Genomic DNA, 21,020 nt, shown 5'->3' with positions numbered 1-21,020 from the left:
GGGCTGAGATTGTTGGGGCCGCTTTGCGGCCCTTTCGCGGCACAAGGCCGCTCCTACAATTGTTCAGCGTAAGCCAGGCCCTTGTAGGAGCGGCCTTGTGCCGCGAAAGGGCTGCGCAGCAGCCCCAAAAATCTCAAACCGCCAACCGCGAAGTCGAACCGATCACACTCTCCAGCACGCGAAAATCAATCCACTCCCGCACATCGAAACGCCGTGGAATGAACCCCCACCTGAACAGGAACTCGGTAAAGTCCTGCAGCGCCTCGATCGAGCGGCTGTCCAAGGTAGTACGCAAGCGCCGGTGCGCATCATCGCCATAGGCCGCTGCCACCCAGTACTCGCTGGTGTTCAGTTCGCGCGCCAAAAAGCGCCGCGTCTCCTCCGGATTGGCCCAGGCCCATTGCTCGGTGCGCAGCACCGTGTCGACCAGCGTACGGCTGGCATCGAAGTGGTTTTCCAGCAAATGCCGGTCCACGGTCAGCGTGCGCGGGGTGCCATTGTTGCTGCGGATCAGCGGGTCGGGGTGGCTGCCGGTATCGACCACCACGCGCAGGCCGAACTCATGGGCCAGGTGCACCGCGTGCGCACCCTTCAGGAAGATGGCGTCGATATCGCCCCGCAGCAGGCCGATCAGCTCATTGTTGCGGCGGCTGAAGCGGCTGGTGTCCAGGCTCACTTCAGCGCCGTACAGGTGCTGCTTGGCATCATCGCTGTAGGTGCCGCCGTAGGGGTAGTCGACCAGCTCCACATCGGCCACCGCCAGGCCTTCGAGCTTCAGGGCGTTTTCCAGCCCGCGCAGGGCCTGGGCACGGGTGAAGTCGATCTGTACGTTGGCCCACTTGGGTATGCCGAAACGGCGGTTCTTCAGGTCGCGAATGCTGCGTACGCCGCTTTCTTCGGTGGTGAGGATCAACTGCACCTCATCACTCCACGACAGCCCCAGCACGCGGGTCTCGACGCCGCTGGCGTAGGCCCAGATGGCCGGGATGTTACCGCCGTGGCGCACCGAGTTCTGCAGGTGATGGTCGTAGTGGGCTTCGCGCACCTCGCGTTCGCTGGACTCGCGCAGCGACTGGATATTGGTGCCAAACGGCGTAAAGGCCTCGGCCAGCCGCCCCGACTGCACGGCGATGCCGAGGCCGGTGGGCACGGGGCTGTGGGTGTACCAGAGCGTTTCCAGGGGCTTGGTCATGGGGTAACGGGTTTCCTGTCCATTTGGAGGGGGGCCAGCAGTTGGTCCAGTGGTTGGCGAGTGATCCAGTCGCGCACCTCGAAGCGCGCCGGGATGAAGCGCCAGCGCTTGAGGAACTCGACAAAGTCCTGCAAGGCATCGACGGCCTGTTCGTCCAGGCGCGTGCTCAGGCGCAGGTGGGCGTCGGTGCCGTAAGCCACTTGCACCCAGTACTCGCTGCTGTTGGTTTCCCGCGCCAGGTAGCGGCGGGTTTCGTCGGGGTGCTGGTGGGCCCAGCGTTCGGCGCGCAGCACCGAGCCGAGCAGGGTGCGCACCACCTGCGGGTGCTGCGCCAGCAGGTGGCTGTCTACCGCCAGGGTGCGTGGCGTGCCGTTGTTGCTGCGGATCAGCGGGTCGGGGTGGCTGCCGGTGTCGATCACCGTGTGCAGGGCAAAGGCGTGGGCCAGTTGCACGGCGCTGGCGCCCTTGAGGAAGATTGCATCGACCTCGCCGCGCAGCAGGCCGGCCAGCTCCAGGTTGCGGCCTTCGCTCTGGGTGCTGGACACCGGCGTGCCGGCCACGTTGCGCACCGGGCGGTCGCTGAAGGTGCCGTCGTAGCGGTAGTTGACCAAGTCCACGTCGCCCACTTGCAAGCCTGCCAGCTTGAGGGCGTTTTCCAGCCCGCGCAGGGCTTGCGCGCGGGTGAAGTCGATCTGTGCGGCGGCCCAGTCGGGCAGGCCGAAGCGGCGGCCCTTGAGGTCTTTCACGGTGTGAATGCCGCTGTCTGGCCGGGTCAGGATCAACTGCGCCTCATCGGCCCACGACAGGCCGATCACGCGGGTGTCACGGCCCTGGGCGCGGGCCCAGATGGCCGGGATGCTGCCGCCGTGGCGTACCGAATTGAGCAGGCTGTGGTCGAAGTGCGATTCGCGCACGGCCTGCTGGTCGGCTTCACGCAGGGACTGCACCTCGGTGCCGAGGCCGGCCAGGTCTTCCTGCAGCCAGCCTTGCTGCACGGCGATGCCCAGGCCGGTGGGCACCGGACAGCGGGTGTACCACAGGGTATCGAGGGGTTGGCTCATGTTCAGCTCCGGTCGGGTTCAGGCGCTGGCCTGCAAAGGGGTTGTGTTGGCAGCCTGGTGCACCAGCGGCAACACTTCCTGGCCGATGCGCAGGGCCTCTTCCAGGTGCGGGTTGGCGGCGAGGATGAAGGTGCTGAAACCGGCATCGCGGTATTCAGCCAGGCGTTCGGCGATCTTTTGATGGCTGCCCACCAGGCCCACGGTGGGGCCGGGCTTGGCCTTGGCGAAGCCGGCCCACAGGTTGCGCGCCAGGATCAGTTCGTCGAAGCCCTGCAAGCCTTGGTGATAGGCCGCCTGGCGTGCACCGCCGACAGAGTCCGAGCCGGTCACGAAGCCCTTGGCGCTGGCGCTGGCCTTGCCTTCCAGGCGCTCGAACTGCTGGCGCAGCTCGCGCCAGGCTTGTTCTTCGGTCTCGCGGGCGAACAGGTCGACACGCAGGCCGAAACGCACGGTGCGCCCCTGCTTGTCGGCCAACTCGCGCACGCGTTCGATATGCGGCTTGAGCTTATCGATGGGCTCGGCCCAGTTCAGGTACACATCGGCGTGGCGCGCGGCCACGTCCAGTGCGGCATCGGAAAACCCGGAGAAGTACACGCCCGGTTTGCGTTCGTGTTGCAGGCCCGGCGGCAGGCTGCCGTTCTCCAGGCGGTAGATATCGCCTTCGTAGGAGAACTTTTCCTGTGTCCACAGGCCCTGGATCACGTCGAGGAATTCGCCGGTGCGCTTGTAGCGCAAGTCATGCTCCAGGAAGTCGCCATTGGCCCGTTGGCTGGTCGGGTTGCCGCCGGTGATGATGTTCCAGTCCAGCCGGCCGCCGCTGAGGTTCTGCAGGATTGCCGCCTGCTGGGCGGCGTAGGCGGGCAGGGTCCAGGTGGCCTGGAAGGCGATCAGGAAGCGGATGCGCCGGGTTTCGCGGGCCAGCGCGGCGGCGGCTATCCACGGCTCCGGGCCGGTGGGCAGCAGCGCGCCTTCGAACCCGGCCAGCTCGGCGGCCTTGGCCACTTGGGCGATGTAGTCGATGTAGGTGAAACCATCGGCCTGGCCATCGGGCAGGCGGCCGGGGGCGATGTTGCCGGGGCGGTGCGCGGGGTTGCCGCGGTTGTGGCGGTCGGTGGACAGCTGTGGGCCATCGGTGCCCAAGGGCAGGCGCCAGAAGAATTCGGTGGTCATGGGGGCTCCTGAAGGGGGAGGTTGTGCGGATGGGGACGGTGGTGCAACGGCTGTGCCATGCGTGGCGCGTGGCCTGTAGGGCGGGGGTTTGAGGAGTAGACGGGGAGAGGGCTGCTGCTGTGGCAGCAGTGCGGCAGCAATGGATGCTGGGGTAGCAGCATGAACAGGCCCGGCCTCTTCGCGGGTGAACCCGCTCCCGCAGGTACCTCACAGGTATTGAATGCTGTGGTGATCCTGTGGGAGCGGGTTTACCCGCGAAGAGGCCGGCAAGTCAGACTTCGATCCCCTCGGCTACAACCTCTCCCGCACTGCGCAGGTACGCGTCGTACAGCGCCGCATAGGCGCCATTACGCTCGATCAGATCGGCATGCGCCCCTTGCTCCACCACCCGCCCATGCTTCACCACGGCAATCCGGTCGGCATCGCGAATGGTCGCCAGGCGGTGGGCGATGATGATCGCAGTCCGCCCCTGGCACAGCCTGCGCAGCGCGCGCTGGATACGTCGCTCGGTGTGCACGTCCACTGCCGAGGTGGCTTCGTCCAGCACCAGCACCGCCGGGTCGGCCAGGTAGGCCCGCACCAGGCACACCAGCTGGCGCTGGCCATGGCTCAGGTGCGCGCCCAGTGGGCCGACTTCGGTTTCGTAGCGCTGCGGCAGGCGCTCCAGCACCTCGTCGGCACCCAGCTCACGGGCGGCGGCCACCAGTTGTGCATCGTCGGCAGATGGCGCGGCCAGGCGCAGGTTGTCGAGGATACTGCCGCTGAACAGCACGTTGTCCTGCAGCACCACGCCCACGTTGCGCCGCAAGTCATGCTGGGCCAGCGCACGCAGGTCGATGCCGTCCAGCTTCACGGCGCCGTGCTGCACTTCGTAGAAGCGCGTCAGCAACTGCACCAGGGTGCTCTTGCCGTGCCCGGAAGGGCCGACGATGGCCAGCACTTCACCAGCGCGAATATGCAGGTCGAGCCCGTCGATCACCGGGCGCGAGCTGTTCGGGGTATAGGCAAAGCCGACCGCGTCGAAGTCCACCTGGCCGCGCGCCCTGGTCAGGACGTGTAGCGCTGGCGGGTCGAGCACTTGTGGGCGGGTGTCGAGCAGCAGGAAAATGCGCTGGGCTGAAGCGCTGCCGGTGGCGTAGCGCTCGAACAGGTCCGACAGCTCTTGCAGCGGCCCAAGGAACAGGAACACGTAGAACAGGCTCTCGGCCACCTGGCCCACGCTGACCTTGCCCTCGGCCAGGCCATGAGCACCCACCAGCAACAGTACGGCCATGCCGGCGGTGCTGAGCAATGCGGTAAACGGGGCGAACCAGCCGGCGCGCAGGCTGCCGCGGATCAGCGCCTGGTTGAAGTCTTCCAGGAGGCGTCGGTAACGTGCCTGGTTGGTCTGCTCTTGCCCGCACTGTTGGATCAGCCGCACTCCGCTCACACTTTCCACCAGGTGTGCGGTGAAGCGGCTGCGCTGCTCGGCCACCTTGGCCCAATTGCGCTGCGAAACCCGTTTGAAGCGCCAGGTGGCCACGACCAGCAACGGTACCGTGGCAGCCAGGCTGTAGAAGAAGCTGGGGTCGATGCGCCACAGCATTACCGCTGCCAGGCCGCAGCGCAGCAAGGCGCCGAGCAGCTCGGGCGGGCCCTGCACCAGCAAGGGCTCCAGCGCATCCACGTCCCGGTCGGCACGGGAAATGATGCGCCCGGCACGGGTCTGGTCGAAGTAGCTCACCGACAGCGCCTGCACATGGGCGAACACTTTCACCCGTAAGGCGTTGAGCACGCCGATCGCTGCGCGCCCGGCGATGAACTGCGACACCCCGGCCAGCAGAAAGCGCCCCAGCCAGCTCGCGGCCAGCCCCAGGCCCAGCCACAGTACCAGGCGCTCGTCGAGCAGCCAGTGGTCGGCGCTGGGCACCAGGCCCTTGTCCAGCAGTTCCCGCACGAACCACGGGCGCAGGAACACGGTAAATACCAGCAGCAGCTCGATGCCGATCACGGCAAGGATCTGCCCGCGAATGGGCTGCAACAGCGGCAGCAAGCGGTGGAACATGCCCCGGTCCAGCGCCTGGCGGGCCAGGCGTTGTTCGATGTCGATATCGCTGGCGGGGATGTGCTGCGCATCAGTCATGGTCGATCCCCAGCAAGTCGCGGTAATGGGCGTTGTTCGTGCACAGCTCGGCATGGCTGCCGTTGGCAGTGATGCGGCCGTTTTCCAGCATCAGCACGCGGTCGGCCAGCAGCAGGGTGGAGAGGCGACTGGTGATCAGCAGCAAGGTCGGGCCTTGGCCGCTGGCGCTGTGCAGGCGGCGGATGTTGTGCAGCACCTGGCGTTCGCCCAGGGCATCCAGGGCGCTGGTGGCGTCGTCGAGGCACAGGATGTCGGGTGCGCCGAGCAGCGCCCGGGCCAGGCACAGGCGCTGGCGCTGGCCGCCGGACAGGGTCACGCCGCGGTCGCCCAGCGGCGTGTCGAGGCCGTGGGGCAGGCGTTCCAGCACGTCCTCTGCAGCGGCCAGGCGCATACCTTCACGCAACTGGGCGTCACTGGCCTGCGGTGCGGCCAGGCGCAGGTTGGCGGCCAGGCTGTCGGAGAACAGAAAGCTCTCCTGGGGCAGCACTTGCACGCGGCGGCGCAGGTCGGCCAGGTCGAGGTCACGCACGTCGTGCCAACCTGCAGTATCGCTGCCGACCTGGACGCTGCCGTGCTGTACATCGGCCAAACGTGGCAGCAGGCTGGCCAGCAGGCTTTTACCCGTGCCGGTGGCGCCGACCAGCGCCACCACCTCACCGGGCAGCAGGGTCAGAGAGCAATATTGCAGGATAGGCCGGCCAGCTTCTGCTGCACTGACTTGCACCTGGTTCAGCCTCAGCCCCAACGGCCCTTCGGGCAGGGTCGCATGGCCGCCGACGATGGCCGGGCGTTCGTCCAGCAGTTGCCAGATGCGTTCGGCACTGGCGCGGGCATCGGCGAAAGTCTGCATCACCCGGCCAATGCCTTCGATGCGGAACACCAGCGTGGTGGCCACCAGCAGCGAAGTGACCAGCTCACCGATGCCCAGCGCGCCGGCCGCCACGCGATGGGCGCCGTACACCAGGATCCACACATGCCCCAGCGCCACCACCGCCTGCGGCAGCGGAATGCGCGAACTGGCGTAGGCCAGGGCGGCGCGGGCATGGCCGGTGAACACCTCCACCTGCCGGGCGAAGCGGGCAATGCGCTGCTGTTCCAGGCCAAATGCCTTGATCACCCGCACGCCACCGATGCCTTCGGCGAGGTCCTGGCTGACCTGGTCATAGGCAGCGGCAACGGCACGGTCGAGTGTGACCAGGCGATCGGTCTGCACCACGAACAGCCATAGCCCGGCGCCGGTCAGCAGCAGTGGCACCAGCCCCAGCAGCGGGTCGTACCAACTCAACAGGCCCACCGCGACGATTACCACCAGCGGGGTTTCGATGATCTGCCGCCAGAAGGTGATCAGCGCGTCGCGCACTTTGTCGGCATCGCGGGTGGTGCGGGTGACCAATTCGCCCATGCCGTGCTGCCAGTGATATCCCAGGTGCAGGCGCTGCACCTGGCTGAGGATGCGTTCCCGCAGGCGCGTGAGCAGGGCCTGGCTAAGCACCAGCGACAGCACGGCGGCGGCGTATTGCAGCAGGCCGCGGCCCAGGGCGACGGCCAGCAGCAGCCACAACCAGTGCCAGGCCACGCTGGCGTCCAGGCTGCCGTCGGCCAGGCGCAGCACGGCGCGGCCGGCGCTGACATCATCGACCGCATGGCCGATCAGCCACTGCTGCCAGGCCAGGCCGAGGTTGCCGGCAATGTACAAGGCAGCGACCAGAGCAAAGCGCCAAGGCATTTCGCGGTAGATGGCCAATGCCCGAAGAAGCGGGTGGTTCATGTTGATGCTCGATCAGAATGCGACGCCGCCCTTGTAGGAGCGGCCTTGTGCCGCGAATGGGGCGCGACACGCCCCCCGGCCCCAAATGGATTCAACGGCGGGTAGCGCCCTGGCTCTCCTTGGCATTGAGCACCGCCGTGTACTCCCCCGGGTCGGCCCCGTTCAGGTAGTAGTTGCCCACGTTGTGCAGCCGCCAGCGGATCGGGTCGTGGGTGGTGTGTACCCGGGCATTGCGCCAGAAGCGGTCGAGGTTCCACTTGCTCAGCGAAGCGCTGGCCCCCAGCAACGAGAACAGGTCGCTGGAAATCTTCAGCGATGCCGCATCGGAATGCGCACGGGCGGTAGCTACCGACAAGATCAGCTCATCCTGCAACGCCTTGTTCTCCGGGTCGCGCTCGTGTTCGTCGAACACCCGCGCCGCCTCGCGCAACACCGACTCGGCGCCGCGCAGCGCCACGGCATACTCACCGATCTGGCGAATGACATGCGGCTCGTCACTGGCGCGCTCGACGCCGCTCTCCACCCAGGCCCGGGCATGCTCGCGCAGGTACTCGACAGCGGCCTGCAAGGCGCCAGCGGCGATGCCTGTGTCGATGGCGGCGTGGAGGATCTGCGGGAAGGTCAGGCCAGTGCGCTTCATCGGCCCGCTACGGCGGGTGAGGTAGCGCTCGTCGAGCACGATGTTGTCGAAATTTACCGTACCGCTTACCGAGTTCTGCTGGCCGAAGGCTTGCCAGTCATCGATCAGGGTCAGCCCGGGAGTGTCGCGATGCAGCAGCACCCCGACGCCGCCGTCTTCGCTGGCGGCGGTCAGCGAGATCCACTCGGCCAGGTAGGAACCGGTGGAGTAGAACTTGCTGCCGTTGAGTACCCACTGGCCATCGGCGCGGCGCTCGACGCGGGTCTTGAGGGCGAATTTGTTCTTGCCGCCGACTTCGGCCAGGGCGTTGCCGAAGCGCTTGCCAGCGAGCACGTCGGCAATCAGCCGGTCGCGTACTTCATCGGGGTAGCCGGTAAAGATGCCGCGCAGCATCACGTTGTGAATTTGCAGCAACTGGCCGACGCCGCCGTCGGCGGTGGAGATCAGGCGCACGGTTTCGACCACGGTCTGCACCGAGGCACCGAGGCCGCCGAACTCGGCCGGTACGGCGATGGCGGTCAGGCCGCTGCTGGACAACAACTCGGCCTGGCGGTGGGGGAGCTGGCCATTATTGCGCGGATCGGCGGCCAGTTTGGCGATTTGCGCGGCGACCTGGCGGGCGGTTTCGATGGCTTCGGTTTCGCTGGTGAGGCGGCGGGCAGGGGAAGGTTCTATGGCACTCATGGAGGGGTCTCGAATTGTCTGAAGGGCCAGTGCGCCTGTTTCGCGGGCTTGCCCGCTCCCACAGAGGCTGCGGTCCCAAACTCCTGAGCAATATCTTTGCCACCCCTCCCCAGACCGCATCCTGCGCGGCTTTCACAGCATTTTGCTGCCTGCGCAGCAGTCATGTTGCTGATCTGGCAGCACCCCGCCCGCAATCCTGCTCCCAGCCAAGCACCCAACCACCTGGCGAAACAACCAATCCCAGGTAAATCAAGGCCTCCAGCGGTTGGCACGCACACTGCAATGGTGCTTGCACGACGCCCAAGGAGCCCCCCATGACCTTCGCAACCCCCACAGCAAAACGCCTGGCAGACGACCCCTCCGCCCTGGAACGCATCTGGTTCACCCGCTGCCCTGTGCCCACCGCCTCAGGCCTCGCCTACAAGCTCGGCTGGCTTGAGCAAGAGTTCGCCGCCGATGGCTTGCCTGTCTCGACCCTGCAGGAGGCCCGTCAGCTTGGCCATCACCACTACGATCACCAGCTGCCCGGGCTGTTTCGCGAAGGCGGGAATGTGCCGGCGCTGGCAGCACGTGCGGCTGGCTCGCCCAGCCGGCTGATCGGCCTGACCTGGATCGAGGAATGGCAAACCATCCTGGTCCGCCCGGATTCCGGCATCCGCAGCGCCGCAGACTTGCGCGGCAAACGCCTGGCGCTGCCGGCCTGGGGCGACAGCCGGCCTGGCAGCATTGCCCGGGCCATGAGCCTTCACGGTTACAAAGGCGCCCTGGCCTCGGCAGGCCTGCACCTGGATGACGTGCAACTGGTGGAAGTGGCCCTGCTCGACCAGGCCAGTGCCGCCACCCCGGAGCTGGGCTTGCAGCGGCTATGGTCGGGGCTGGAATACCTGGCGCGCGGGGAAGTCGATGCCGTGTACGTGAAAGGCGCGGCCGCCGCCGATGCCGCACGCCGGCTGGGCCTGGTGGTCGGCGTTGACCTCGATCTGCTGCCCGACCCACGCCACCGCATCAACAACGGCACCCCGCGGCCGATCACCGTGCATCAACGCCTGCTCGACAACCATTTCGACCTGGTGGTGCGCTTCCTTGCCCAGACCTTGCGTGCCGCCGAGTGGGCAGCCGGCAACCGCGACGCGCTCAACCGCATTCTCGAAGAAGAAACCCGTGCGGGCAGCCAGGGCGTGGCCGAGGCCTACCGCGGTGACTTCCACACCACCCTGGCGCCGGACCTGTCCGCACAGCGACTGGCCTTCCTCGGCACACAAAAAGACTTCTTGTACCTGCACGGTTTCCTCGAAGCCGATTTCGACATCGCCGACTGGGTCGACCCGCGGCCTCTGCAAGCTGCCCATGAACTGCTGGCCCAGCGCCGCGCCTGACCTGACTGGAGATTGAACATGACCGTACTGATCAACGAACGCCCCGTCACTGCCGAACTGCAAGCCTTCATCGACCAGGTAGTGGCCGAAGCCGAAGCGGCCTTCACCGTATTTCGCGAAACCAACACCATCACCGCCAATGGCACGGTCGGCTTCATCGAGCGTGTGCCGGGTGAAGAGCTGCTGGTGTCGGTGAACTACGGCGGGCCATGGAACCACCGCAAGCCGCTGCAGGCCACCGTCATCGACTTTGCCGGCAACGTCATCGTCGGCAAGGGTAAAGGCGGTTTGGGCCGTTACACCAAGCTGTTCCAGACCCACCCCGACGTCACCACCGTGTCCCACGTGCACAGCCCGTACCTGGGCGCCTGGGCACAAACCCACCGCACCTTGCCGTTCCACTACGTGCCGGTGCAGCGCTACCAGCTGGCCCGCGAGCTGCCGGTGTACATCGACCGGCGCCAGGCCGAGGTGGATTTCATCCTCGACAAGATCGCCGAGAACCCGTTCAACCTGGCAATCCTGGAAGCCAACGGCGGCGCCACGGTGTGGGGCAAGCAGGGGCTGCGGGCCACGGCGGAGTTCATCCTGTTGCTGGAGGAGGGGGCGCAGATCCAGTTGCTGGCCGATGCCTTGGGCGGGTCGCGGCCTTACGGGCCGGGGGTGCTGACCCAGCAGTGGAAGATGAGCGGGTTGTACGACCGTGCAACCGAACTGGGCCTGGTGCCTGGCATCGATCGGCGTAACTGACCCCGTTTCAGCCCGCCCACGCACTCTGTAGGAGCAGCCTTGTGCTGCGAAAGGGCCAGTCCAGGCACTGCATCTGCATCGGTAGTACCGGCCTCTTCGCAGCACAAGGCTGCTCCTACAGGACCGCGTTGGCAGCCTGATCCACCATTCCAAGCAAGGACCCGCCCCATGGCAGTAAAAATCCTCTGGTACCTCACCACCCCCGACGGCCCCTATCCCTGGGAGCCCGAAGGCCGCTGGCACACCGATTTCGAACACCTCAAGCAACTGGCTATCGCCGCCGACCACCTGGGCTACTACGGTTCGCTGCTCGGCTCCAGCCCCAACGAAAGCCTGGCCGTGTCGGCAGCGCTGATCGACGCCACCAAGCGCCTGCGCTTTCTGGTCGCCCAGCACCCAGGCGAGTTGTCGCCAGCGGTGTTGGCCAAATGGGCGCTCACCTTCGACCAGTTCTCCAACGGCCGCCTGCTGTTCAACGTGGTCAACGGCAATGACGCAGGCTTGGCCACATTGGGCGTGCATTACCCGCACGACGAACGCTACGATTTCAGCCTGGAATACTGGCGCGCCTTCCAAAGCTTCTACGCAGGCGAAACGGCGGGTTACGACGGCCGATACGTCAAGCTGTCACCCCGTTCGCCCGCCGCAGCCCATCACCCGCTAGGTGGTTGGCACCCACCCAGGCAAAAGCCCGGCATCCCGCTGTGGGGCGCCGGTACGTCGGCACCGGGCGTGGCCCATTCGGTGCAACTGCTCGATGTCTACCTGAGCTTCGCCGACACCCCGCAAAAGCTCGGCGACAAGTTCCGCCGGGTGGCAGCCGAGGCGGCGAAGATCGGCCGCGAACTGACCTACGGCACCCGCCTGCAAGTGATCGTGCGCGAGACCGAGGAAGAAGCCTGGGCCCACGCAGAGCGCCTGTTGCAGCGCACCTCGCTCGCCACCGCGCGCGCGGCCATCGAACGCCAGTTGCCTGCCGGGCAAACCTTCGACAGCTACGTCAGCGACGACCCGCGCATCCAGCGTAACCTCGACAGCATCCGCGCCGGGCGCCTGCCCACGGCCCGCGAGCTGGAGATCTACCCCAACGTCTGGCTGGGCCCCAGCTTGTTCGGCTTCAACATCCTCGGCCCTGCCGCCGGCACTTACCTGGTCGGCAGCGCCGAACAGGTCGCCGAGCGCATCCGTGAGTACGAGGCCCAAGGCACGTCGGCATTCATCCTGTCGGGCTTCCCGTTGATCGATGAGGCGCACCGGGTGGCAGACCTGCTATTCCCGCTGCTTGACCTGGACCATGGCTTCGAGGTGCCGCGCCTGGGCGCAGTCAGCAAGCCCGGCGTGGCGCAACCGGCGTAAGGAGAGGGTGATGAGCGAGCTGTTTTCGCGCCGGGTGTTTCTCGGCAACAGCCTGGCCGTTGGCGGCAGCCTGCTGCTCGGCGGCGGGCTGCTCAGTGGCTGCGACAGCGGCGCGCCGGCAGCCGCCAGTGCGGCGCTGCCGGGCACGCCGGTGCGCGGTGGGCGCTTGCGGGTGGGCATTATCGATGGCGACCAGGCCGGCAACCTTGATGCGCACAAACCGGTGGGCGGTGGCATCATCCGGGGCTGGGCGCTGTACGCCAAGTTCTGGGAATGGAACGCCGACGTCAGCACGCGCCTGGCGCTGGCCGAGTTCGCCGAGCCGAATGCCGATGCCAGCGCCTGGACCATCCGCCTGAAGCCTGGGCTGGAGTTTCACCACGGCAAAAGCATCACCGCCGACGACATGCTGTTCTCGATCCTGCGCCTGACCGACCCGCAGCTGGCCTCGCCATTTGCCGGGCTGGTCGGCGCTATCGATCGGCAGGCCCTGCGCAAGCTGGACGAGCGCACTGTCGAAATACGTTTCAAGCAGGGGCAAAGCTTCTACCCGCTGGATGAAACGCTGATCAGCTTCGGCGGCATCGTCCCCACCGACTACCACCCGGTGACCAACCCGGTCGGTGCCGGGCCGTATCGGCTGAAAAGTTTCATACCTGGCCAGCGCTCGCTCTACACCCGTTTTGAAAACTACTACAAGCCCAACCGCCCCTATGCGGACGAGCTGGAAATCATCGAATTCAAGGACCAGGTGTCGCGGGCCGCAGCGCTGCGCGCCGGTCAGATCGACGTGGCCAGTGGCGTGCAGGCCGAGCACAGCGCGTTGCTCAAGGCCGACCCACGGCTGCGCCTGTATGCCTCACCGAGCACCTCGTTCACCGGCTTCAACCTGAACCTGGCCAAGGCGCCGTTCCAGGACGTACGGGTACGCCTGGCATTTCGCTTGCTGGCCGACCGCCAGGAACTGGTGGCACGTGGGCTCAATGGCTTTGGACGGGTGGCCAACGACCTGTATTCGCCCCACGATCCCACCTACAACCACGCCATTGCCCAGCGCCCATACGACCTGGACCAGGCGCGCTCGCTGCTGCGCCAGGCGGGGCAGGACGATTTGCGTGTGGAACTGACCACCACGCCAGGGCCTGGCGTCAACGCCGCGCTGGTGTTTGCCCAGCAGGCCCTGAAGGCCGGGGTGCAGGTGAAGGTCAATCAGGTGGACGGGTCCGTCTTCAACGGCCCGCAACGTGAGCAATGGCAGCTGTCGCCGGGCTCGACCCCGGCGCGCGGCTTTCTGGCCTCGGCGCTGCACAACGATGCACCGCAGGCCATCTACAACCGCAGCAACTTCCACGACCCGCGCTTCACCGAACTGTTCCAGCAGGCCCTGGCCCAACCCGACCTGGCGCGGCGCACGGCCTTGGTCCACGAAGCCCAGGCCATCCAGCACGAACGTGGCGGGTTGCTGATCTGGGGCTTTTCCGACGTGCTCGATGCGGCGTCGGCCAAGGTTGGCGGGCTTGCCCCGGAACAGACCACCTTCGCCTCCTGGCGCTTTGACGAACTCTGGTTGAACCCCAATGCCTGATCCTCGACACACGCTCCGCACGCCGGCCTGGCTGGCCTGGTTCATCGGCCGCCTCGGTTACGGGCTGCTGACCGCCTGGGTGATCAGCCTGGTGGTGTTCATCGCCACCCAGGCGCTGCCTTCGGACCCGGCACGGGTGATCCTCGGCCCGGATGCGCCACTGGAAAGCATCCTCACCCTGCAACGGCAACTGGGCCTCGACCAGCCAATCCTGGTGCAGTACCTGCGCTGGCTGGGCGCAGCGTTGCGCGGGGACCTGGGCATTTCGCTGGACTCACAGGTACCGGTGGCGCAGCTGCTGTTCGGCCGCTTGGGCCATACCTTGGCCCTGCTGATCGGGGTGTTGGCGCTGGTGGTGCCGGTGGCCCTGCTGCTGGGGGTGAGCCTGGCCCTGCGGCGTGACAGCCGGCTGGACCGCTGGGGGCTGTCGGCGCTGATTCTGCTCAAGGCCACGCCGGGCTTTTTGCTGGCCATCGGCCTGGTGCTGCTGTTTTCCATGCCGGGCATGGGCTGGCTGCCGGCGGTGTCGATCCTCGACCCGCAGTTGCCGTTGTGGCGGCAGTGGCCGTCGCTGGTGCTGCCGGTGCTGGCCCTGAGCCTGACGGCGCTGCCGTACCTCACGCGCATGGTGCGGGCCTCGATGATCGAGGCGCTGGAGTCCGAGTATGTGATCGCCGCGCGCCTGCGGGGTGTCCCCGAGCGACGCATCGTCTGGCGTCACACGTTGCCCAATGCCCTGACCCCGGCGATCCAGGGCGTGGCGCTGACCCTGCGAACGTTGGTTGGCGGTGCGCTGCTGGCCGAGGTGATCTTCAGCTACCCGGGTATCGGCACTGCATTGAACGCGGCGATACAGATGCGCGACCTGCCGATGATCCAGGGCGTGGTGCTGGTCATTACCCTGGCGGTGGTGTTGATCAACCTGCTGGCCGACCTGTTGACGGTATTGCTCACCCCCAAGCTGCGCACGGCGCGCCGGGTGCGGATGATCCGCCGTATCCGGCGCGGCATTCGGCCCTGGTGGCGACGCGGGCGCAGCACCCCTGCCCAGGAGGCGACCCATGATTGAATCCCGTTGGCTGGCCGACCCACAGGTGCGCCGTGGCGCCGTGATCACCTTGCTGGTGGCGCTGCTGGCCGCTTTCGGCCCCTGGCTGGCACCCCATGCGCCCACGGCGATGGTCGGGCCGGTGTACGGCCCACCGGCTGACGGGGCACCGTTGGGGCACGACTTTCTGGGCCATGACCTGCTCTCGCGGTTGCTCAGCGGCGGCCTGTCGGTGCTGTGGATGTCGGTGGCAGCAGCCACCCTCGCATTGCTGGTTGGCGGCAGCCTGGGCCTGTTGGCCGGGTTCTCGCGCAGGCGCCTGGACCAGGCGATCAGCTGGGCGGCGGACGTATCGCTGGCGTTTCCGGACCTGATCCTGGTGCTGCTGATCGTGTCCATGCTTGGCCGTGCACCTTGGCTGATCGTGCTGACCGTGGCCATCGCCTTTACCCCAGGGGTGGTCCGTCTGGCCCGTGGCAGTGCCGTGGCGGTGGCCGGGCAGGAGTACGTGGAGGCGGCGCAGATGATGGGTTACCCGCGGTGGCGCATCCTCTTTCATGAAATCCTGCCGAACATCCTCACGCCCCTGCTGGTGCACTTCGGCAACATGCTGACCTGGGCGGTGGGCATGCTGTCCGGCTTGAGTTTTCTGGGCTACGGGGTGGCACCGCCGGCGGCGGACTGGGGCCTGATGATCAACGAAAACCAGGCCGGGCTGCTGGTGCAGCCCTGGGCCGTACTGGCACCTGCATTGCTGATCGGGATGTTTGCCTATGGCACCAACATCCTGGCCGAAGGGATTGGCCGGGCCAGTGCAAGGATTGGGGAGAAGCAGCCATGAGCGCGCTGTTGAATGTGGCAAGTGAAGTGTTGCAAGTCAGCGACCTGCGGGTAGAGCTGGCCGGGCAGGTCGATGTGCTGGCCGAGGTGTCGTTCAGCGTTGCGGCAGGCGAAATTGTTGGCCTGGTGGGCGAGTCCGGCTCGGGCAAGACCACCTTGGCCACGGCGTTGCTGCGCCATGCCCGGCAGGGCGCGCGCATTGTGGGCGGGCAAGTGGTGGTGGCCGGGCAATCGCTGCTCGAACTCGAAGGCGAGGCCTTGCGCCTGGCCCGTGGCGGGCTGGTCGGCTACGTGGCCCAGGACCCGGCCACGGCGCTGAACCCTGCGCTGCGCCTGCGGGCTTTGCTGCGTGAAACCTTGTTGGCGCACCAGCCTGCGTTGTCGCGTGAAGCGGTGCGCCAGCGCATCGGCCAAACCCTGCTGGATGTGGGGCTGCCCGATGACGACGCCTTCCTGCGGCGGTTCCCGCATCAACTGTCTGGCGGGCAGCAGCAGCGGGTAATGCTGGCGCTGGCGTTCGTCTTGCGGCCAAAGCTGATCGTACTCGACGAGCCCACCACGGCGCTGGACGTGACTACCCAGGCCCATGTGCTGCAGACCCTCAAGCGCCTGTGCCGTGACCAAGATGTGGCGGCGCTGTACGTCACCCATGATCTGGCGGTGGTGCGCGACCTGGTCGACCGGGTGATGGTGATGTACGCCGGGCGCCTGGTGGAAGTGGCCGGGCGCGAAGGGTTGTTCCGCGCACCGCTGCATCCCTACACCCGCGCGTTGCTTGCGGCCATTCCCGACATTGCCCGGCGCCAGCCGTTGCAGGCGATTGCCGGGCATGCGCCGGCACCAGGGCAGCGCCCGGACGGCTGTGCGTTTGCGCCGCGCTGCGGCAGGCGTCGTGCAGAGTGTTCAGTGATCGAGCCGTCTTTGCTGGCGCATGACGGCGGGCATCGGGTGGCCTGCCTGGTGCCGCACCGAGAGCCGCTGCCCATGGGTGAGGTGGCTGCCGAGGCCGCTGCTGCGCCGGGCAAAGCGGTGTTGCTGGAGGTCTGCGGGCTGGATGTCGCTTACGATCGGCAGGTGCTGTTCGATGTTTCCCTGCGGGTGGGCCAAGGAGAGTGCCTGGCGCTGGTGGGCGAGTCGGGTTCGGGCAAGACCAGCCTGGCCAGGGCCATTGCCGGGCTGGGCGAAAACGTTCAGGGGCAAATGAGCTACGCCGGCGAGCCTTTGGCGTTTGCCGCGCGCGAACGCGATGCCCGGCTGCGTCACCAGATCCAGTATGTGTTCCAGAACCCCTATCGTGCGTTGAACCCAAGGCAGACCATCGGGCAAACGCTCACCGCGCCGTTGGCGCACTTTTTCGGGATACGCGGTGGTGAAGCGCGCGAGCGGGTCGAGGCCGTGCTGGCGCGGGTGTCGCTACCGGCGCGTGTTGCCGACTTGTATCCGCATAGCTTGTCCGGTGGCGAGCGCCAGCGCGTGGCGATTGCCCGGGCGTTGATCTGCGAGCCGAAGCTGCTGGTGTGTGACGAGATCACTTCCGCGCTGGATGTGTCGGTGCAGGCGTCGATACTGGCCTTGCTGCAGCGATTGCAGGGGGAGGGGCTGACCTTGTTGTTCGTCACCCATGACCTTGGGGTGGTGCGGGCGATTGCCGACCGCGTGCTGGTGTTGCGCCGGGGGCGGGTGGTGGAGCAGGGTATTGCCGATCAGGTGCTGGGGCGACCGGTTGATGCTTATACCCGCACGCTGGTGGAGCATTCGCCGAGGTTGCGGGTTGGCCTCTAGGTGCTTGCCTTGGGGGATGCAGCGCCTGTGAGATCGAGCGCCGCGCGGGCGGCGCTCGATCTCACAGGCGCCAAACAACCCAAGGCATGCACCCGGCAACCCAGATGCACCCCAAAGCCATACCCCCACCTTCACCCCACAAACCGGGCCTGGCGCCGCCGAACTTCCTCGCGCACCGCTGGAATCACCCAGCGCCCGTAATCCACCGTGTCATATAGCGGGTCGTAGCCCCGGTTGAGAAAGGTGGTCACCCCAAGATCGACATAATCGAGCAGCGCCTGGGCCACGGTCTCCGGCGTGCCCACCAGCGCGGTGGTATCGCCATAGGCGCCCACCGCAGTCGCCGTCGGCATCCACAACGCCCGGTCATGCCGGTCGGCGCGGGCGGCAGCGGCGAGCAGGCGTTCGGAGCCGGTGCCCTTGATGCGCTTCTGCCAAGGGCTGTCCGCCGCAAACTGTGGGTTGGCCTTGATCTGCGCGAGGATCTGCTCGGCACGCTGCCAGGCTTGCTCCTCGGTGGCACCCAGGATCAGCCGTACCGACAAGCTGACCCTCGGCGCCGCTACGCCTGCGGCGTTGGCGGCAGCCTTGAGTTTGCCGATCTGTTCGGCGACGCCGCTCAGCGGCTCACCCCACAGGGCATACAGATCCGCATGCTTGACGGCGATCTGGTAGGCGATGTCGGACGAGCCTCCGAAGGAAATCGGGATATGCGGCTGCTGCAGCGGCTTCACCGGTGAAAAGGCACCCTTGATATTGAAGTAGCGGCCCTCGAAGTCGAACGGCTCCTCGGCCGTCCAGGTGCGACGGACTATCTCCAGGTATTCGTCGGCACGCCGGTAGCGCTCGGTCTTGTCCAGCAGCGTGTCCCCCTCTTGCGGCTCGGCGGTGATACCGGTGATCGCATGCAGGCGGATGCGCCCGCCGCCGGTGGTGTGGTCGAGGGTGGCGAATGCCCGTGCGGCCACCGTCGGCGCGGTCAGGGCCGGGCGATGGGCAATCATGAAACCCAGGCGTTCGGTGTGCGCGGCAGCATAGGCGGCTATCTGCAGGCTGTCGGCGCTGCCCGGGCCGCTGGCGATCAGCACCCGGTCGAACCCGGCATGCTCATGGGCGCGGGCGTGGTGACGGATGAATGGCAGGTCGAAGTCGGGTGTGCGTACGCCACGGGTCTCGGACCACTGGCGGGGGAAGATCATGCCGACAAATTCAATGGACATGGTTGAGGCCTTTCAGGTTGAGGATGATCAGAACTGGTAATCGACCTGGGCCAGCAGCGTACGGCCCGGCATCGGTTGCAGGAAGGTGTTGGTGGAGCCAGCCAGGCCACTGACGAAATTCAGCTCGTCGGTGACGTTGAGCATGCGCACCGTCACGCCCCACTGCGGCTGGCGGTAGTACACGGCAAGGTCGAGGTTGTATTCGTCCGGCACTTTCACCGTCTTGCTCAGGTTCAAGTACCAGCTGCTGGTCCACCAGCCGGAAAGCTCGACGCCAAACCCTGAGTCGAAGCGGTAGTCGACATACCCGCCGGCGTTGTATTCAGGGATCTGCACCGCATCGAACTTGCCGGACGGGCGCTGGTTGAGGCTGTTGTTGTCGCCGAATACGGTGCCGTTGTCGGGGATGAAGCCGGCCGAGGCGAACCCGGCCTGGCTGGTGAACTCGTTGTAGGCGCTGATGCGGCTGAGGTTGAGGCCGCCGCGCAGGTGCAGGTCCTGGTAGCGCAGGGTCGCTTCCCAGCCTTTGACGATCAGCCGGGCGATATTGTTGTTGCTGTCCGGTGACTGGTCGCGGGCCTGCTTGTAGGCAGCCAGGGTGAAGAACAGCTGGTCGGGCAGAGCCTCCACTTTCAAACCCACCTCATGCAACACGCTCAGGCTCTCGAAGGCCAGTGGGTTGAGCTGGTTGGCCCCCGTGCCGCTGCCCCAGCCCAGGCCATTGGTGAAGAAGCCGGTATTAACCGCGAGGGAACGGTCGAACGTGTAGTACAGCGTGCTGTTTTCCGTGGGTTTGAAATAGGGACTGACCTGCACCGAGAACAGCCGGTAGTTGTCCGAGTCCTTGCGCGGGTTGCCGCCGGGCAGCACGAAGGGGTTTTCGATACGTGCGTCGATCCAGCTGCGGCTGGCACCCACGTTCAGGCCCACGCGCTCGCCCAGGCGCAGGTTGTGCTGGCTGAACAGGGTCTTGGTGGTCCAGGTGCTGTCGGCGGTGTAGGGCGCTACCGACTCGGCATACAGGCCATGCCCGGCCGGGTACATGGCGGGCAGGTTGAGCCAGCCGTAGTAGCTGGAAAACTGCGGCACACCGGGTTGGCCGATCCAGGCAGCGTTGCCACCGGCGGGGTTGCGGCCGCTCAGGCCGAGCAGGTCGCCGGGGTTCTTCAAGGTAGGGTCGAGGGTCAGGTCATAGGCGTTGATGGTGCTGCCGAAGCTGTTGTTGGCGGCGATCGACTCGTTGCGCTCGCGGCGATAGACCAGCCCGGTGTTGCTGTCGTCGATCAGGGTCAGGTCGCCCAGCTGAAGGTGGCCACGGGCGCGGAACTCGAAGCGGTTGTCGAAGATGTCGTCCTTGCCCTGCACCTGGAACGCCCCGACGGCATCTGTGGTGTCGGTGGAGTGCTGGTAGAAGGTGCTGTTGGCCAAGGTGATCGACGGGGTCAGGTCGCCTTCGACGCGCAGTTGCGTGGTAAAGCGCCGCGAACGGTTTTCGTCCTGCGCGCGCTGGCCGGTTTGTGACGATAGCGAGGTCAGGCCGTTGCCCGCCAGCGCCGGGTCATAGACCCAGCCACGCAGGCTGCCGGGGTTGGCCTGGGTGTTGGGCGATGCGCCCTGGAAGCTGCCGTTGACCACCGGGTACTGGCCCTGGGCATTGCGCTGGCGCTGCACCCAGCCGAGCACCTGGGCGTCGGCTGCACCGGATGACAGCACCGGTGACCACAGGGTGTTGCCGTTCTGGATGATTGGGGTGGCGCGGCCGGCGTAGTACTTGCCGTGGTCGACCAGGTCCTGGGTGGCGCGGTTCCAGCCGTGGGTGATGTTGTAGTCGTAGTAGTCATCGTAGGCGGCGTTCCAGTCGACCCGAAGGTTGTCGTTGCGCCAGGCGAGGGCACCGTAGAAGGCGTCGAAGTTGTTCTCGACGTTGTCGTAGAAGTCTTCCTGGCGCTGGCGGGTGATGCTCATCCGGTAAGCCAGGTTGTCCGTCAGCGGGCCGGTGTTGTCGATGCTGAACCTGGTGGCATCGCGTGATTCGCCATCGGGGATCCAGCTGCCGATTTCGCCGCTGAGCCTGGTGCGGAAACGGTTGAAATCGGGTTTCTTGCTCAGGTAGTTGACGTAGCCGCCACTGCCGCTGACCGAACCGTAGGTCACTGACGACGGCCCGGCGACGATGTCGGCGCCTTCGTAGGCGTTGAAGTTGGCCGGGTGACGCACGCCGTAGGCGCGCTGGCCATCCTGGAACACCTCGGTGTTCTGCCCGCGCATCTGCGGGGCGATGCCGGCGTTCTGGCCACCGCCGCGGGTGATGCCGGGGGCGTACTTGACCAGGTCGTCGGAGCTGCGGATCGGGTCGTTGGCCAATTGTTCGGCGTTTATCTGGGTGACCGAACGCGGGGCGTCCAGCACTTTGGCTTCCAGGCCGC

Annotated in this window: 15 protein-coding genes; 7 read left to right on the top strand and 8 right to left on the bottom strand. The window is 66.5% G+C overall.

What is annotated here, in order from left to right; genetic code table 11:
• Positions 1-133: 133 nt before the first annotated feature.
• The 6 genes from E8E78_RS07735 to E8E78_RS07710 all read right to left on the bottom strand — a co-directional run bounded on the left by E8E78_RS07735 (position 134) and on the right by E8E78_RS07710 (position 8,637).
• A complete protein-coding gene (locus E8E78_RS07735; protein WP_016486035.1) occupies positions 134-1,192 on the bottom strand; it encodes an ABC transporter substrate-binding protein in 1,059 nt (352 codons plus the stop codon).
• Complete coding sequence (locus tag E8E78_RS07730; RefSeq protein ID WP_049275488.1) at positions 1,189-2,253, bottom strand: ABC transporter substrate-binding protein; 1,065 nt, start codon at positions 2,251-2,253, stop codon at positions 1,189-1,191. Before E8E78_RS07730 ends, E8E78_RS07735 begins: the two co-directional genes overlap by 4 nt.
• Before the next feature lie 18 nt (positions 2,254-2,271).
• Positions 2,272-3,423 (bottom strand): LLM class flavin-dependent oxidoreductase, encoded by a 1,152-nt coding sequence (locus tag E8E78_RS07725; RefSeq protein WP_049275486.1) that lies wholly within the window; start codon positions 3,421-3,423, stop codon positions 2,272-2,274.
• 271 nt (positions 3,424-3,694) lie between these two features.
• Positions 3,695-5,545, bottom strand: coding sequence for an ABC transporter ATP-binding protein (locus tag E8E78_RS07720; RefSeq protein WP_049275485.1), 1,851 nt, complete (start codon positions 5,543-5,545; stop codon positions 3,695-3,697).
• Positions 5,538-7,313 carry an ABC transporter ATP-binding protein gene (locus E8E78_RS07715; RefSeq protein WP_049275484.1) on the bottom strand — a complete coding sequence of 592 codons (1,776 nt, stop codon included), beginning with the start codon at positions 7,311-7,313 and terminating at the stop codon, positions 5,538-5,540. The genes E8E78_RS07720 and E8E78_RS07715 overlap by 8 nt, the downstream gene beginning before the upstream one ends.
• Before the next feature lie 91 nt (positions 7,314-7,404).
• Positions 7,405-8,637, bottom strand: a complete 1,233-nt coding sequence (locus E8E78_RS07710; RefSeq protein ID WP_049275483.1) for an acyl-CoA dehydrogenase family protein — start codon at positions 8,635-8,637, stop codon at positions 7,405-7,407.
• Between the two features lie 314 nt (positions 8,638-8,951).
• On the opposite strand from E8E78_RS07710, the gene E8E78_RS07705 reads away from it, so the two are divergent.
• The 7 genes from E8E78_RS07705 to E8E78_RS07675 all read left to right on the top strand — a co-directional run bounded on the left by E8E78_RS07705 (position 8,952) and on the right by E8E78_RS07675 (position 17,374).
• Positions 8,952-10,013, top strand: coding sequence for an ABC transporter substrate-binding protein (locus E8E78_RS07705; protein ID WP_049275482.1), 1,062 nt, complete (start codon positions 8,952-8,954; stop codon positions 10,011-10,013).
• Positions 10,014-10,031: 18 nt separating this feature from the next.
• Positions 10,032-10,763, top strand: a complete 732-nt coding sequence (locus E8E78_RS07700; RefSeq protein ID WP_049275481.1) for a class II aldolase/adducin family protein — start codon at positions 10,032-10,034, stop codon at positions 10,761-10,763.
• Positions 10,764-10,931: 168 nt separating this feature from the next.
• On the top strand, positions 10,932-12,119 hold the full coding sequence (locus tag E8E78_RS07695) for an LLM class flavin-dependent oxidoreductase (protein WP_049275480.1): 1,188 nt from the start codon (positions 10,932-10,934) through the stop codon (positions 12,117-12,119).
• Between the two features lie 10 nt (positions 12,120-12,129).
• Positions 12,130-13,704 (top strand): ABC transporter substrate-binding protein, encoded by a 1,575-nt coding sequence (locus E8E78_RS07690; RefSeq protein WP_049275479.1) that lies wholly within the window; start codon positions 12,130-12,132, stop codon positions 13,702-13,704.
• The gene (locus E8E78_RS07685) at positions 13,697-14,773 is read left to right on the top strand and encodes an ABC transporter permease (RefSeq protein ID WP_049275478.1); all 1,077 of its coding nucleotides are present in this window, start codon (positions 13,697-13,699) and stop codon (positions 14,771-14,773) included. Before E8E78_RS07690 ends, E8E78_RS07685 begins: the two co-directional genes overlap by 8 nt.
• The gene (locus tag E8E78_RS07680; protein ID WP_049275477.1) at positions 14,766-15,593 is read left to right on the top strand and encodes an ABC transporter permease; all 828 of its coding nucleotides are present in this window, start codon (positions 14,766-14,768) and stop codon (positions 15,591-15,593) included. Before E8E78_RS07685 ends, E8E78_RS07680 begins: the two co-directional genes overlap by 8 nt.
• The gene (locus tag E8E78_RS07675) at positions 15,590-17,374 is read left to right on the top strand and encodes an ABC transporter ATP-binding protein (RefSeq protein WP_049275476.1); all 1,785 of its coding nucleotides are present in this window, start codon (positions 15,590-15,592) and stop codon (positions 17,372-17,374) included. Before E8E78_RS07680 ends, E8E78_RS07675 begins: the two co-directional genes overlap by 4 nt.
• A 131-nt stretch (positions 17,375-17,505) precedes the next feature.
• Here E8E78_RS07675 and E8E78_RS07670 read toward each other — a convergent pair whose 3' ends face one another.
• Positions 17,506-18,594 carry an LLM class flavin-dependent oxidoreductase gene (locus tag E8E78_RS07670; protein ID WP_016500375.1) on the bottom strand — a complete coding sequence of 363 codons (1,089 nt, stop codon included), beginning with the start codon at positions 18,592-18,594 and terminating at the stop codon, positions 17,506-17,508.
• Positions 18,595-18,621: 27 nt separating this feature from the next.
• The coding region (locus E8E78_RS07665) for a TonB-dependent receptor plug domain-containing protein (RefSeq protein WP_280337100.1) at positions 18,622-21,020 on the bottom strand (2,399 nt) is incomplete at its 5' end.

This window comes from Pseudomonas sp. BN505 (genome assembly GCF_029873175.1).
In the GTDB taxonomy this organism is placed as follows: Bacteria; Pseudomonadota; Gammaproteobacteria; order Pseudomonadales; family Pseudomonadaceae; genus Aquipseudomonas; species Aquipseudomonas putida.
The sequence above is the reverse complement of the archived record's forward strand: the minus strand, read 5'-3'. Positions and strand labels throughout refer to the sequence as shown.